The organism is Bradyrhizobium liaoningense (assembly GCF_018130785.1).
In the GTDB taxonomy this organism is placed as follows: domain Bacteria; phylum Pseudomonadota; class Alphaproteobacteria; order Rhizobiales; family Xanthobacteraceae; genus Bradyrhizobium; species Bradyrhizobium liaoningense_A.
This window is the reverse complement of record NZ_JAFCJT010000006.1, coordinates 258,044-270,222: the sequence shown is the minus strand read 5'-3', so window position 1 is coordinate 270,222 and position 12,179 is coordinate 258,044. Positions and strand designations below refer to the sequence as shown.

The window sequence follows — 12,179 nt, the reverse complement described above, 5'->3', positions numbered from 1 at the left end:
ATTCCAGGAAGGCACCGCCATGAGCGACGATCTCTCCGGTGTCTGGGATGGCAGCTACATTCAACCGGGCACCGGCATGGTCACCTTCACCGCAACTCTGGTCGACGCCGGCGGCGCGCTCAGCGGAAGCGTGACCGAGCCCTGCTCGAACCCGCGTTGCCCGCTGCGAACCCACAACGCCTCGATCGCCGGCCAGCGCTCAGGCAACGCGGTCTCGTTCGTCAAACGTTACGAGCCGCCCGGCTACGGCTTCGACACGGTCCATTACGAAGGCAGGGTGAATGCCGAGGCGACCGAAATCGACGGGCGCTGGCGGCTGCCAGGCTTTTCCGGCGCGTTCCTGATGATCCGCGCCAGCAGGGTCGCGCAAGCGGCCACGACGGAGCAGCGCGCCAAGGTGCCATCACGCTGAAGGGAGCAACCATGCTGGCCCTCTATTCCTACCCGGAACTGTTTGGCGTCGCCGACAACAACGGCTACGGCCTCAAGGTCTACGCATTCCTGAAACTCGCGGGCCAGCCGTTCGTGCACGAGCACGTGTTCGATGCTTCCGCCGCGCCGCGCGGGCAGCTGCCTTACGTCGTCGACGACGGCGAGACCATCGGCGATAGCGAGACCATCATTGCGCATGCGATCGCCAAATATCGCCTGAGCATCGACGCCGCGCTGTCGCAGGACGCACGGCGCACCAACCATTTCGTCACCCGCATGCTCGATGATCTCTATTGGGTGATGTCGTATTCGCGCTGGAAGGACGAACGCTTCTATCCGGCGTTCCGCGACGCCTTCATCGCGCAGCATCCGCAGATCGATGCGGCCGGATTCGAGAAGGCCAAGGCCTACAATGCGCAGCGCTATCATTACCAGGGCATCGGCCGCTACACGCCCGATCAGGCTTACGCGCGGGGCCTCGCCGATCTGCAGGTGCTGGCGGAGATCGTTCCCGCCGCGGGCTACGTCCACGGCGCGGCGCCGACCAGCGTCGATGCCGGTATCTACGGCTTCATCGCCAACATCTATTACTTTCCGATCCCGACGCCGCTGAAGGCTTTCGTCGATGCGCACACAAATCTCGTCGCGCATTGCCAGCGGATTCATGCGGCGGTGAGTGGAAAGTAGTCCATTCCGTCATTGCGAGCGCAGCGAAGCAATCCAGACTGTTACCGCGGACGGATTCTGGATTGCTTCGCTTTGCTCGCAATGACGGCATTGATACATCGCGTCTCTACCGCATCGTGATCGCGAGCCCGCTCAGATCCGCATTCGCCATCAGGCCGGTCTGGTAGCCCGACAGCTCAAGCACCGCGCCCTTCTGGTTGGTCAGCACGATAGCGCGGGCGCCTCGGCCGACGGCAAGGCCGGCTCCGGCCGCACCATAGACGCCGGCGACGTCGGAGGGGCGGTTGATGTTGGAGACACGGCCCCGCAGCACGGTCTTGGAGCCGCCGAAGACGAGGCCGTAGTCGAGCCCGCCGGTCGAGAGCCCATAGGAGCGGCCGCGGAAATTCAGCACGCCGCTCCCGCCCGAACCGCCGATGATCCAGCCCGCCTTGTAGATCGTCAGCACCACGGTGCCGCCGTCGGCCAGTGCCGAGGTCGAAAGGCCGGCCAGAGCGGCAATGGCGACCAGCGCGGCGCGGAAGGTGGTGGCGATCTTCATGGGAGTCTCCGGGGGCTGTTTTCCAAAGGAGGGAAGCGAATCAGACGAGGCGAATCTATCCGATGGATCGCGGCGGCAACATGATGAGGATGACGTGAGACGCGCTCTTCGCCACGCTCACAACTGTCATCGCCCGGTTCAACCGGGCGATCCAGTATTCCAGAGGCCGCCGTTGGAGAATTCACTCTCGCCACGTCTGCCGCGGCGTACTGGATGCCCCGGTCAGGCCGGGGCATGACAGCAGAGTTCGAGGCCCGCACGAGGCGGAGCATGAAGCTACACACGGCGAAGATTGGGCCCGCAGCACAGGCCAACCGCATCATGCCATTCTGCTCCTGTTTTGCCCGACGGAGCAAGCGGTAATTTCGCCCTTCCCGAATTCAAAAAAACCAATGATTTCGGCATGATCCCTACTGTGCATGGGGTTGTTTTCGCATTTTTTGTTCTGCCGGCCTTCCTCAAGCCGATTGCAACTCCCCCGCATGTCGCTACGCTCATGCGGCCCACGCGACCGTTCCATCCGAGGTGATCCCATGCCGATCCAGCATTTCGCGCCCCCGCCGCACGTCAAGGCGCCGCCGCTGTCCTTTGCCACGCGTGCCGGCGATCTCCTGTTCGTCTCGGGCATTCCCGGCTTCGATGCCAATGGCGCGCTGCCGGACGGTTTCGATGCGCAGTTCGCCAACGTCGCCGTCAACATCAGGCGCGTGCTGGACGAAGCCGGCGCAACGGTCCGCGATCTCGTCAAGGTCAACGTGCTGCTCACGCGCGCCTCCGACGTCGCCGCGATGAACGCACTCTATGCCGGCGCGTTCGGCCCGCCGCCCTACCCGGCGCGCACCACCTGCGTCGTGCACGCACTGCCCGATCCGAAAATGCTGATCGAGATCGAGGCGGTGGCGTCGCTGGCGAAGTGAGCGGCGCCTTGCGCGTGTGACTTGCGGGGCACTCGGCCAAACCAAGTGGCCGACTCCCTCTGACATGTCCGTGAACGGCCGCCCCTCGGCTTGCAAAGGATAGGCTTTTACCGCACGCATTTTCGGGTCACACGTCCCCACAAGGAGATATCATGCGTCGCGTTCTCGCCCTCTGTGCCGCTGCCGGCATCGCCACTTCCGTCTTTGCCGTGCCGGCCTCGGCGGCGGTCGGCTATTACGTGATCCGCTGGGACAACACCGGCATCTGCCAGGTCTGGAACGAGGAGCTGAAGTACAAGCCGTTCCAGTGGGGCGCGTCGACCTACAAGGTCGTCAGCAAGCCGCTCCCGACCTTCACCGCGGCTTCGGACCTCCAGATCAAGCTGCGCTCGGAGCGCCGCTGCACGCTCTGAGCGTCACGCGACGAATTTGATTTTGAGGGCGGGCCGCGCGAGCGACCCGCCCTTTTCCTTTGCAGGCGCGCGCTGGTTTTCCCGCTCAAATGGCGCATTTCCTGCCCGCACGCTTTGAACCTGATCAGCCGGCGGAACTACTCACATCTTGTCCGGGGCGCATCCCCAAAAGCGCCCCGCACCATCACCTCCCCATCATTGTCGGGAGGCGCATCACATCTTTCATTTGAGGAGCTGATCATGCGTCGTATTTCCGTGCTGTGCGCTGCTGCCGGCCTTGCCGTCACCGCCTTCGTCGCCGCGAGCCCTGCCGAAGCCAGCTATCACCTGATCCGCTGGCAGGACACCGGCTTCTGCCAGATCTGGGACGAGAGCATCCCGACCGCGCCATGGCCCTCCGACTACGCCCGCGTCAGCGCGACCGTGCCGACCTTCGTCGACGCACTCGTGCTGAAGGATCACGCGTTGAAGAACGGCCACTGCACCTGGTAAAATTTGGATCGGCGGACGCAAGGGTCGGGCAAGGATGCGATGCTAGCATCCTTGCCCGCTCGTTTTTTATCTCGCGACTTCGGAGCAGAGCGATGCGCCCGCCAACGACAGCAACAGTTCTCGCCGCGTCGCTCCTGCTCGCCGCAACGGCGCGGGCGCAGGCCCCTCAATCCTTCCGCGTGATCTCGCCGATCTTCGGCCAGCTCGTCAGCTTCGCGATGCCGTCGGACTTCATCGCGGTGTTCGAGAACACCAAGGGCGGCCACTACATCCGCGAGGCCGTGCTCAAGGGCGAGACGGCCGAGCGCTGGACGCAGATGATCACCGTGACAGGCGAGAAGGGCATGACGCTGACGCCAGGCGCCTCGCCCGAGAGATTCGCGGGCACCATCGCCGGCGGCTTCAGATCAGCCTGTCCTGACAGTTTTGCGGCGCAGCCGCTGGGGGTCATGACCTTCGGCCGCTTCGAGGGTTTCGTCGCCGTGATCGGCTGCGGCCGCGTCGACAGCGGCCCGACCCGCCACAGCGAGACCGCGCTCCTGATCACGCTGAAGGGTACCACCGACTACTACACCCTCCAATGGGCCGAGCGCGGGCCGGAGAGCGACGAGCCGCCGGTCAATGGCGAACGCTGGCAGACGCGCTTGCGCGATCTCGGCCCGATCGATCTCTGCCCGATCGTAGCAGGGGAAGCCGCGCCCTATCCGAGCTGCGTGAACAAGAGCTGAGCGCTCTCACGCATCCTTGTGCGCGCCGGGATGGATGAGGATGTCGCGCGCGGCGGCGAGATCGATGAAGGCCTCAGTGCTGCCGCCCTGGTCGGGATGCATGCCCTTGGCGGCGCGGCGATAGGCCTGGTTGATGTCGTCGCAGGTGAGCTGCACGGCGAGCGGCAGGCCGAGCATCCTGCGCGCACGATCCTCGCTTGAGAGCTTCTTCGGCATGGCGTTGCGGCGGCCGAAGCGCGGCGCGGTCAGGTCGTGAACGACCTCGAGGATCACGCCGACGCGGCGCTGGGCCGCCAGCGTGACGCTGTGATCATCATTGTCCACGGCCTGGCGCAGCACCGGAAGCGCCTGCTCGGCCGCCTGGCGCAGCGTGGCATCCGTACTCATGCGCACGATCTCGGCTGCGAGCCGGCCCGCCTCGGACCAGTCGGCCGACTGCGCCGACCGCAGGCGTTCGAGAGCGAGTTTCCAGGATTCAAGCCGTTCCATCATGCGCGCAACGTTTAGCAATGAAGATCAGTATGCCAAGGCCGCCGTTTCCGACCCCTTAATTTCGAGTTAGCCTTTCATGAAACTTCGAAACGAATCCGGGAGGAAATTGTCATGGCATTGCTCGCAAACCACATCGCCGTCATCACGGGCGCCGGCTCCGGCATCGGCCGGGCGATCGCGGCAGGCTACGCCCGCGAGGGCGCGCAAGTGGTCCTGCTCGACGTCAACGCCGACACGGTCGCGGAGGCCGCGCAGGAGATCCGCAAGGCCGGCGGCAAGGCCGAGAGCTTTGCGCTCGATGTGACAAGACGTGACGACTGCTTTGCGCTCGCCAGGCAGATCGCCGACAAGGTCGGGCAGGTCTCGATCCTGGTCAACAATGCCGGCATCACCCGCCGGAATGCCTTCACCGCGGAGACGGAGACGGTGGCGAAGGACTGGAACGACATCATCTCGCTCAACCTCAACGGCGTCTTCAACGTGACGCAGGCGTTCCTTAGCCCCCTGCGCGCAAGCAAGGGCCGCATCGTCAATATCGGCTCGATCCAGTCCTTCGTGCATCTGCGCACGCCGAGCTCGGCGGCGTATACGACCTCGAAGCACGGCGTGCTCGGCTTCACCAAGGCGCTTGCGGCCGAGCTCGGCAAGGAAGGCGTGCGCGTCAACGCGATCGGGCCGGGCTTCATCGAGACCAACATCAACGCCAACGTGCGCGCGACGAATCCGGCGCTGGTGCAGGCCTTCGTCGACCACACCCCGCTGGCGCGGACCGGCAAGCCCGAGGACATCGTGGGCCCCGCGATCTTCCTCGCGTCGGATCTGTCGGCCTACGTCACGGGGACGATCGTGATGGTGGACGGCGGGTATCGGACGGTGTGAGAGGGGCGAGGCTTCACCACATGAGCAGGTGTCATCGTCCGAAGGCGGACGATCCATGACTCCGCGGCACCTCGTGGTGCGTCTGACCTCTCGGAACACTGGATGCCCCGTCCCAGTGCGCAATTGCGCGCAAGGCGGGGCATGACAGCGAATTTGTCGCGTGAGATACGTCCGCATCACTATGCATCTCGTGCCAATCACGGCAGCTTCGCGGTATTCCCGAGGTCAATTGGTGCGATGGCCCGCGATTAACCTTTCGTTAACCAAACCCGCCCACCGTAGATCTACGGCTTGGGGGTCGTTTGTTCTCGATCGCTTCCAAAGAAGGAAGCGGGCGTTGATCGGGGAGTATGTTGATGACCACTGTTCATGTCGCGGCGCCCGAGCAGGGCGCGCAATTTCTTGCCCCTAACCAGATCGTTCCGCTGTTGATCGGCGCGACCGTCGACGAGGTCGAGCGCGAGCTCGTGCTCCAGACGCTCGCACGCTGCGACGGCAACCGCACGCGCGCGTCGCGCGTGCTCGGCCTGTCGGTGCGCACCCTGCGCAACAAGATCAGGATCTATGCAGCGTCCGGCATCGATGTGCCCGCGTATCACGACTAGCGCGCGACCTGGGGACGATTGATGTTGATCAGGCCCGGCGCAAGGCGCCGGCGGAATTGCTGCTGTCGTCAAACGCCGCTAAGTAGCTTGCTTCCGGTCAAGGGAGCAGTGGCGTGGCAGACGAACAGAAACGGCAGGGACCGCAAGGTCCGCGCGGGCGGCAGGGCGAGCCGGGACGGCCGGGGCCGCAGGGTCATCCGGGCAAGCGCGGCCCGGACGGCGCGCGTGGCAAGCCGGGACAGCAAGGCAAGCCGGGGGCGGCCGGAAAGGCCGGCGCGCAAGGCAAGGCCGGCCTCCCGGGCAAGCCAGGCGAGGCCGGTGCGCGGGGCGCAGCCGGGCCACAGGGGCCGGTAGGGCCGCAAGGCCCGCGCGGCGAGGCCGGACCGCCCGGCCAGCTGCCGTCGATCGAGCAGGTGCTGCCGTGGCTCGATCAACTCTTCGACGCCTGGGACGAGCGCCGCCGCCAACGCGAGCGTGAAGCCGCCGAGCGCGAGGCGCTGGAAGCCGCCGTGCAGGAGACCGATGAGGCGATCGCCGATGACGAGGCCGACGACGGCGAAGGCGACGATCACAGGAAGAAGAAGAAGAAGAAGAAGAAAAAGAAGAAGCACGGCCACAGGGACTAGCAGGCGCACGCCTACTTCGTCTGATCCTCACGCCCCGGCAACATGCCCATGCGCTCGAACTGCCAGCGCATGGCGCGGTACCAGAGATAGCCGACCAGCGCGCCAAGCAGCGTCAGGATGACGAGGTTGACGCTGCTGTAGGAGCCGCTCCACCACATCATCCATGCGGTCCACAGCACCGTGAAGGCGACGGCACCTGCTTTGAGAGGAATAATAAGGGGGCGGCTCATGGTAGTGCTCCGGGCTGTCAAAATCCCGGCAGATACCATCGCAAGTTGAAGCCTCCGCTGCCGTGAGCCAGATCACGGAACGGACACAGGAGACCGGCTAACCGAACCGCAGCCGCGAGCGCTCCTTGGCCTTCTCCGCCTCGACCTCGCGGTCACGCGCCGGCGCTTGGGTGTGCAGCGAGGTCAGGAGCTTTCGCGCAGCCTCCGAGACTTCGGCCACCGCGCGGTCGAATGCCGCCTCGTTGGCCTGCGACGGCTTGTTGAAACCGGACAGTTTTCGCACGAACTGCAACGCCGAGGCATGGATCTCGTCCTCCGTCGCCGGCGGCTCGAAGTTGAACAGCGTCTTGATGTTGCGGCACATGCGCTCTCTCCCGTGGCGGTGTTCCCCTGAGGACGATCGGCGAGGCCGAAATCCTACATCCGGGAAGCAGCCGGTCATAGGCAGGACCAGCCATATCTGATCCGCGATTATTCCCCTTGCGCGCCGCACCATCGCGGAATGTTTTTCGGGGGGCGATGATGGTCCGGTCTCGATCCGCCGTGACCAGCTGCTAAGATCGCGTCCAACGCGGCCGCCAACCATGAGCCGCATGGGGAGAGAAACATGAAAACGTCTTGCGCGGCGCTAGCGGCCCTCCTGCTGTCCATCGCAATGCCGGTTATGGCCGCCGATTATCCAGCACCGAGGCAAGGCGACTGGATCGCCAAGGATTTCAAGTTCCACACCGGCGAGACGATGCCGGAGCTGAAGCTGCATTACACCACAATCGGTGAGCCCTCAGGCCTGCCCGTGCTGGTGCTGCACGGCACCGGCGGCTCGGGCGCAAGCATGCTGTCGTCCACCTTCGCCGGCGAGCTGTTCGGCGCGGGACAGCCGCTCGATGCGTCCAAATACTACATCATCCTTCCCGACGCGATCGGCCACGGCAAATCGTCAAAACCGTCGGACGGCATGAAGACGGGCTTCCCGAAATACAATTACGACGACATGGTCGAGGCGCAGCATCGCCTCGTGAAGGAAGGCCTCGGCGTCAAGCATCTGCGGCTCGTGATCGGCAACTCGATGGGCGGCATGCAGACCTGGATGTGGGGCGAGAAATATCCGAAGGAGATGGACGCGCTGGTGCCGATGGCCTCGCAGCCGACCGAGATGGCGTCACGCAACTGGATGATGCGGCGGATCATGCTCGACACCATCCGCAGCGACCCCGACTACAACGGCGGCAACTATACCAGCCAGCCGCGCATGATGAGATACGCCATCACCGCCTACGGCATCGCCAGCATCGGCGGCACGCTCGCCTATCAGCAGCAGGCGCCGACGGCGGCGAAGGCCGATAAGATCGTCGACGAGCGGCTGGCGACGCCCATCACGTCCGATGCCAACGACTTCCTTTACCAGTGGGGCTCCTCGCAAGACTACAATGCCGGCGAGAAGCTGGAGACAATCGAGGCCACGCTGCTGCTGATCAATTCCGCCGACGACGAGCGCAACCCGCCCGAGACCGGCATCACGGACGCAGCGATGAAGCGGGTCAAGAATGGCAAGCTGTATCTGATCGCCGCAAGCCCCGAGACGCGCGGCCACGGCACCACCGGCAACGCGAAATTCTACAGCGAGCATATCAGGCAATTGCTGCAAACCGCGCCGCAGCGGACGATGTGAGCCAAGCAGCAAGACAGCATGTCGAATGCTCGCTTTCGCAAGGCTGCGCTGGCGCTTCCCGGCGTCATCGAGGGCGCACATCACGGCCATGCCGACTTTCGCGTCGGCAAGCGCGTGTTCGCGACGCTGGGCTATCCCGACGAAAACTGGGGCATGGTGAAGCTCACTCCCGACCAGCAGGCCGTGCTCGTCGACGCGGAACCGGAGATGTTTCGTCCGGTCCCCGGCGCCTGGGGCAGGAGCGGCAGCACGAATGTGAAGCTGGCGAGGATCGATCAGGTCGCGTTGCGGAGCGCACTCGGGATGGCATGGCGCAATGTCGCGCCGAAATCGCTGCTTGCATCGCTCGAGACGCGATAGGAAAAGATCGTCCGCGCAGGTTCGCGCCGTGCGCCTGGCTGGCCGCTCATACCGCAACGCATCATATGCAGCGCCCGGCGCCGCATATTATTTGAGCATGCAATGCGCTGACAGCTCGGGCTTAATCGCATCAACGATACGAATCGAGACGCGACGGAGGATCGCATGCACAGGCTTGCGCTGTGCGTTTGGCTGGCCGCGACGACGGCACTGACGAGTGCGGCGTTCGCGTTCGATAACGGCCAATATGACCACGTTCCGCCCGACATCCGCGCCTGGTTCAAGAGCGTGATCGCGCCGAATGGCGTGCCCTGCTGCGACGTTTCCGACGGCCATCGTACCGACTACGACGTGCGCAACGGCGCCTACTGGGTGCCGATCGAGGGACAGTGGATAGAGATTCCCGAGCGCGCCATCATCCGCGATCGCGGCAATCCGGTCGGCCAGGCCGTGGTGTGGTACGTCCACCATCGCGGCGCGATTATCATCAGTTGCTTCGTGCCGGCGGACGCGGTGTAGCTCGCTCAGGTCTTGAGGTCCCGCTTGGGCGAGGCCTCGACATATTCGATATCATCGCCGAAATCGTCGAGCGCGGCGCGAACCGATTTGGCGTCGGCCGCAGCGACGGTGAAGATCGCGGCGAGGGTCTGCCGCTTCTGTCCCGGAAACAGGCTTTCCGCGGCATAGCCGGCATCGCCGAGCGTCTTGATGATCTTGCGCCGCCGGCGCTGATCGACATGATCGTGGAATTTGAACTGCACGGACATGCTGGGAAGCTAGCCCTTCGCGGCGCCCGATCAAGGTTGCAGAAGCTATTTTCGTCCCTTTCTCGCGGGCTTTGCCTTTGCAGTTTTCCTGGCAGCTTTCCTGCGCGATTTCCTTGCCGCTTTCACGCGGCCGAGCGCAGCGGCAACATCCAGCAGGCCGGCGCCGTATTCCGGCGTGAAAGCCCTTCCCCGCATCGCCGGCAATTTCGTCGCCGTCGCGATCAGGCGCTTGGCGACCGCAAGCCCGGCCGCCCTGGATTTCGGCTTGTTGATGTAGACGAGTGCAGCGGCGCCCGTCACATGAGGTGTTGCCATCGACGTCCCGGGCCAGGAATCGTAGCTCGTATGGTCGGCGAAGCTTGCCTTCACCCGGGGCACCGTCGACAGGATGTTGACGCCCGGCGCGACCAGCTTGATGTGCTTCCCCGTATTGGAGAACGAGGCGCGCCGATGAGACTCGTCGACGGCGCCAACTCCGATGGTGTCCGGGTAGCCCGCCGGATACTCCTTCGGATTGCCGTCCTCGAACTCGTTACCCATCGCGGTCGAGATGACGACACCGGCATCGATCAGTTCGGCGAAGATCGTCGCTTCCGCCTTCGAATGATCCTCCCCGCCAATGCTGAGGTTGATGACCTTGATGTTGGAATCGAGCGCGGCCGCGAGCGCCTTGCTGTAGAATTCGAAGTTGAAGTTCTCGTCATCGCCTGCGCGCTTGGGATCGTCGAACACCTTCCAGCAGTGCAGCCGGCAATTGGTCACGCCGGCGATGCCGGCCGAATTATTGACCACGGCCGCGATCGTGCCGCTGACATGTGTGCCATGGCCGAGAAAATCACGCTCTCCGTTGCCGTCGTGCCGATAGTCCTCGATGGCGTCTGCGAGATCGGGATGCCAGGCGTCGACACCGCTATCGAGCACGGCGACATGAACCCGCCCCGCACCTGGCCGCGATCTATCGAACCATCTGACGGCGCGAAGCCCCCACTGCCTGATCTTCATGGGATCGGCGGCGGCACTGAGCCACCGGTTGGGAACGGGCTCGACCAGATCCACCGCCTTGGAGGCACGCAGGCGCTTCAGGACCCCTGCGTCGACCTTCGTGTCCTTCACCTGCACGATCTGAAATCCGGCCAACGCCTCCCGCGGCGGCGCCGTCGCGGAGCGTGCGATCGAGCGATGAACCGCGGCCAAGGCCATCGCCTGGGGCTGCGCGGGTGTCTCACCGCCGTCGACCACGAACAGCGGCTTCATCGACTGAAGCCCGAGATTGTCGCGCAGGAAATCGATCGGCCCCCTGACTTCATCGGGCATCGCAGCCATCAGCGCGCGGGACGTCGTCGCCTGAAGCGAGGTCGCCGCGATCTGCCGGGCTGCGGCCGGCTTCAACCGAACGATCAATTGTCCCGGGACATGCTTGCGACGGCGCGGCCGATCGCCCGCGATCCGCATTGCCTGGGTTGAGGCCATGACAAATTCCTTCGTTGAAAAGCATCAAAATACGACACCCGTTATAAGCGAACTTTCAGATCTACGCCACCTGCCCCCTGTCGATCGCGCCTGCTCCCGATCGCTGCGCCATGCCATGGCTACGCCAGGCCGCACATGCTATTTCGGGGATAGCGGTCGAGCCGGAGAATGCTATCCTGTGGCCTCAATCAGGGAGACCTTCGTGACCGAGCTTTGCGCCGAAGACCTCGCGGCCATCTATGCCAGGCCGAGCCCACGCGTGATCGCAAAGGCGCGTCCCGCGATCGATGCGCATGCGAAGAAATTCATCGAGATGTCGCCGTTCTGCGTGCTTGCAACGTCAGGCGTCGACGGCAGCGTCGATGCATCGCCGCGCGGCGGCGGGGTGGGCTTCGTCCATGTCGCCGGCCCCAACCAGTTGCTGATGCCCGACCGTGCCGGCAACAACCGGATCGACAGTTTTCGCAACGTCGTCGAAGGCTCGGGCTTCGTGCACCTGTTGTTCTTCGTCCCCGGCATCGACGAGACGCTGCGCGTCGGCGGACGCGGCACGCTATCGGCCGATCCGGACCTGCTCGCGTCGATGGTGGAATTCGGCAAGCCTCCGCGCGCGGTGCTGAACGTCGCGGTGAGCGAAGTCTATTTCCACTGCGGCAAGGCGCTGATGCGCTCGAAGCTGTGGTCACCTGAGAAGGTGCAGCGCTCGGTGATGCCCAGCATCGGCGAGGTCATCCACGCCCAGACCGGTCTGGGCGAGCCCGAGAGCCAGGAGATCGTGGAAGAGCGTTACAAGACGCAATTGTAAGCTCGCGCAACAATCACGGTGTCGTCCCGGGCAAGCGAAGCGCAGATCCGGACTCATAACCACAGG

Annotated in this window: 19 protein-coding genes; 13 read left to right on the top strand and 6 right to left on the bottom strand. The window is 64.4% G+C overall.

The genetic code is table 11. From position 1 onward, the window contains the following. The first annotated feature begins 19 nt into the window (after positions 1–19). A complete protein-coding gene (locus JQ627_RS17200; protein ID WP_212485343.1) occupies positions 20–412 on the top strand; it encodes a hypothetical protein in 393 nt (130 codons plus the stop codon). Between the two features lie 11 nt (positions 413–423). Continuing rightward, a complete protein-coding gene (locus tag JQ627_RS17195) occupies positions 424–1,119 on the top strand; it encodes a glutathione S-transferase family protein (RefSeq protein WP_212485342.1) in 696 nt (231 codons plus the stop codon). A gap of 106 nt (positions 1,120–1,225) precedes the next feature. On the opposite strand, the gene JQ627_RS17190 is transcribed toward JQ627_RS17195, so the two are convergent. Further along, positions 1,226–1,660 carry a hypothetical protein gene (locus JQ627_RS17190; RefSeq protein WP_212485341.1) on the bottom strand — a complete coding sequence of 145 codons (435 nt, stop codon included), beginning with the start codon at positions 1,658–1,660 and terminating at the stop codon, positions 1,226–1,228. A 533-nt stretch (positions 1,661–2,193) separates the two neighbouring features. On the opposite strand from JQ627_RS17190, the gene JQ627_RS17185 reads away from it, so the two are divergent. From JQ627_RS17185 to JQ627_RS17170, 4 genes are all read left to right on the top strand, one after another. After that, positions 2,194–2,577 carry a RidA family protein gene (locus JQ627_RS17185; RefSeq protein ID WP_212485340.1) on the top strand — a complete coding sequence of 128 codons (384 nt, stop codon included), beginning with the start codon at positions 2,194–2,196 and terminating at the stop codon, positions 2,575–2,577. 152 nt (positions 2,578–2,729) lie between these two features. Further along, positions 2,730–2,990, top strand: coding sequence for a hypothetical protein (locus JQ627_RS17180; RefSeq protein WP_212485339.1), 261 nt, complete (start codon positions 2,730–2,732; stop codon positions 2,988–2,990). A gap of 240 nt (positions 2,991–3,230) precedes the next feature. Further along, positions 3,231–3,482 carry a hypothetical protein gene (locus JQ627_RS17175; RefSeq protein WP_212485338.1) on the top strand — a complete coding sequence of 84 codons (252 nt, stop codon included), beginning with the start codon at positions 3,231–3,233 and terminating at the stop codon, positions 3,480–3,482. Positions 3,483–3,574: 92 nt separating this feature from the next. Then, entirely contained in the window at positions 3,575–4,210 is a 636-nt protein-coding gene (locus tag JQ627_RS17170; RefSeq protein WP_212485337.1) for a hypothetical protein, read from the top strand. A 6-nt stretch (positions 4,211–4,216) separates the two neighbouring features. On the opposite strand, the gene JQ627_RS17165 is transcribed toward JQ627_RS17170, so the two are convergent. Next, on the bottom strand, positions 4,217–4,702 hold the full coding sequence (locus JQ627_RS17165; protein ID WP_212485336.1) for a J domain-containing protein: 486 nt from the start codon (positions 4,700–4,702) through the stop codon (positions 4,217–4,219). Positions 4,703–4,813: 111 nt separating this feature from the next. Here JQ627_RS17165 and JQ627_RS17160 point away from each other — a divergent pair, with 111 nt between their 5' ends. The 3 genes from JQ627_RS17160 (at position 4,814) to JQ627_RS17150 (ending at position 6,812) form a co-directional block, all read left to right on the top strand. Then, positions 4,814–5,581 (top strand): SDR family NAD(P)-dependent oxidoreductase, encoded by a 768-nt coding sequence (locus JQ627_RS17160; RefSeq protein WP_212485335.1) that lies wholly within the window; start codon positions 4,814–4,816, stop codon positions 5,579–5,581. Between the two features lie 356 nt (positions 5,582–5,937). After that, the gene (locus JQ627_RS17155) at positions 5,938–6,186 is read left to right on the top strand and encodes a helix-turn-helix domain-containing protein (protein WP_212485334.1); all 249 of its coding nucleotides are present in this window, start codon (positions 5,938–5,940) and stop codon (positions 6,184–6,186) included. Positions 6,187–6,299: 113 nt separating this feature from the next. Beyond that, a complete protein-coding gene (locus tag JQ627_RS17150) occupies positions 6,300–6,812 on the top strand; it encodes a collagen-like protein (protein WP_212485333.1) in 513 nt (170 codons plus the stop codon). 11 nt (positions 6,813–6,823) lie between these two features. Here JQ627_RS17150 and JQ627_RS17145 read toward each other — a convergent pair whose 3' ends face one another. Continuing rightward, entirely contained in the window at positions 6,824–7,042 is a 219-nt protein-coding gene (locus tag JQ627_RS17145) for a hypothetical protein (protein ID WP_212485332.1), read from the bottom strand. Between the two features lie 97 nt (positions 7,043–7,139). Further along, complete coding sequence (locus tag JQ627_RS17140) at positions 7,140–7,406, bottom strand: DUF2277 domain-containing protein (protein WP_212485331.1); 267 nt, start codon at positions 7,404–7,406, stop codon at positions 7,140–7,142. A 243-nt stretch (positions 7,407–7,649) separates the two neighbouring features. Between JQ627_RS17140 and JQ627_RS17135 the strand changes: the two genes are divergently transcribed. The 3 genes from JQ627_RS17135 (at position 7,650) to JQ627_RS17125 (ending at position 9,590) form a co-directional block, all read left to right on the top strand. Then, positions 7,650–8,711, top strand: coding sequence for an alpha/beta fold hydrolase (locus JQ627_RS17135; protein WP_212485330.1), 1,062 nt, complete (start codon positions 7,650–7,652; stop codon positions 8,709–8,711). Between the two features lie 18 nt (positions 8,712–8,729). Then, complete coding sequence (locus JQ627_RS17130) at positions 8,730–9,071, top strand: MmcQ/YjbR family DNA-binding protein (RefSeq protein ID WP_212485329.1); 342 nt, start codon at positions 8,730–8,732, stop codon at positions 9,069–9,071. 165 nt (positions 9,072–9,236) lie between these two features. After that, positions 9,237–9,590, top strand: coding sequence for a hypothetical protein (locus tag JQ627_RS17125; protein ID WP_212485328.1), 354 nt, complete (start codon positions 9,237–9,239; stop codon positions 9,588–9,590). A 5-nt stretch (positions 9,591–9,595) separates the two neighbouring features. Here JQ627_RS17125 and JQ627_RS17120 read toward each other — a convergent pair whose 3' ends face one another. Both JQ627_RS17120 and JQ627_RS17115 read right to left on the bottom strand, forming a co-directional pair. Beyond that, positions 9,596–9,838 (bottom strand): hypothetical protein, encoded by a 243-nt coding sequence (locus tag JQ627_RS17120; protein ID WP_212485327.1) that lies wholly within the window; start codon positions 9,836–9,838, stop codon positions 9,596–9,598. 45 nt (positions 9,839–9,883) lie between these two features. Then, positions 9,884–11,308, bottom strand: coding sequence for a S8 family serine peptidase (locus JQ627_RS17115; protein ID WP_212485326.1), 1,425 nt, complete (start codon positions 11,306–11,308; stop codon positions 9,884–9,886). A 202-nt stretch (positions 11,309–11,510) separates the two neighbouring features. Here JQ627_RS17115 and JQ627_RS17110 point away from each other — a divergent pair, with 202 nt between their 5' ends. Next, positions 11,511–12,113, top strand: a complete 603-nt coding sequence (locus JQ627_RS17110) for a pyridoxamine 5'-phosphate oxidase family protein (RefSeq protein WP_212485325.1) — start codon at positions 11,511–11,513, stop codon at positions 12,111–12,113. The last annotated feature ends 66 nt before the right edge of the window (positions 12,114–12,179 follow it).

Coding starts and splice junctions, on each gene's coding strand:
- JQ627_RS17200 (WP_212485343.1), top strand. CDS start 20: ATGAGCGACGATCTCTCCGGTGTCTGGGATGGCAGCTACATTCAACCG.
- JQ627_RS17195 (WP_212485342.1), top strand. CDS start 424: ATGCTGGCCCTCTATTCCTACCCGGAACTGTTTGGCGTCGCCGACAAC.
- JQ627_RS17190 (WP_212485341.1), bottom strand. CDS start 1,660: ATGAAGATCGCCACCACCTTCCGCGCCGCGCTGGTCGCCATTGCCGCT.
- JQ627_RS17185 (WP_212485340.1), top strand. CDS start 2,194: ATGCCGATCCAGCATTTCGCGCCCCCGCCGCACGTCAAGGCGCCGCCG.
- JQ627_RS17180 (WP_212485339.1), top strand. CDS start 2,730: ATGCGTCGCGTTCTCGCCCTCTGTGCCGCTGCCGGCATCGCCACTTCC.
- JQ627_RS17175 (WP_212485338.1), top strand. CDS start 3,231: ATGCGTCGTATTTCCGTGCTGTGCGCTGCTGCCGGCCTTGCCGTCACC.
- JQ627_RS17170 (WP_212485337.1), top strand. CDS start 3,575: ATGCGCCCGCCAACGACAGCAACAGTTCTCGCCGCGTCGCTCCTGCTC.
- JQ627_RS17165 (WP_212485336.1), bottom strand. CDS start 4,702: ATGATGGAACGGCTTGAATCCTGGAAACTCGCTCTCGAACGCCTGCGG.
- JQ627_RS17160 (WP_212485335.1), top strand. CDS start 4,814: ATGGCATTGCTCGCAAACCACATCGCCGTCATCACGGGCGCCGGCTCC.
- JQ627_RS17155 (WP_212485334.1), top strand. CDS start 5,938: ATGACCACTGTTCATGTCGCGGCGCCCGAGCAGGGCGCGCAATTTCTT.
- JQ627_RS17145 (WP_212485332.1), bottom strand. CDS start 7,042: ATGAGCCGCCCCCTTATTATTCCTCTCAAAGCAGGTGCCGTCGCCTTC.
- JQ627_RS17140 (WP_212485331.1), bottom strand. CDS start 7,406: ATGTGCCGCAACATCAAGACGCTGTTCAACTTCGAGCCGCCGGCGACG.
- JQ627_RS17135 (WP_212485330.1), top strand. CDS start 7,650: ATGAAAACGTCTTGCGCGGCGCTAGCGGCCCTCCTGCTGTCCATCGCA.
- JQ627_RS17130 (WP_212485329.1), top strand. CDS start 8,730: ATGTCGAATGCTCGCTTTCGCAAGGCTGCGCTGGCGCTTCCCGGCGTC.
- JQ627_RS17125 (WP_212485328.1), top strand. CDS start 9,237: ATGCACAGGCTTGCGCTGTGCGTTTGGCTGGCCGCGACGACGGCACTG.
- JQ627_RS17120 (WP_212485327.1), bottom strand. CDS start 9,838: ATGTCCGTGCAGTTCAAATTCCACGATCATGTCGATCAGCGCCGGCGG.
- JQ627_RS17115 (WP_212485326.1), bottom strand. CDS start 11,308: ATGGCCTCAACCCAGGCAATGCGGATCGCGGGCGATCGGCCGCGCCGT.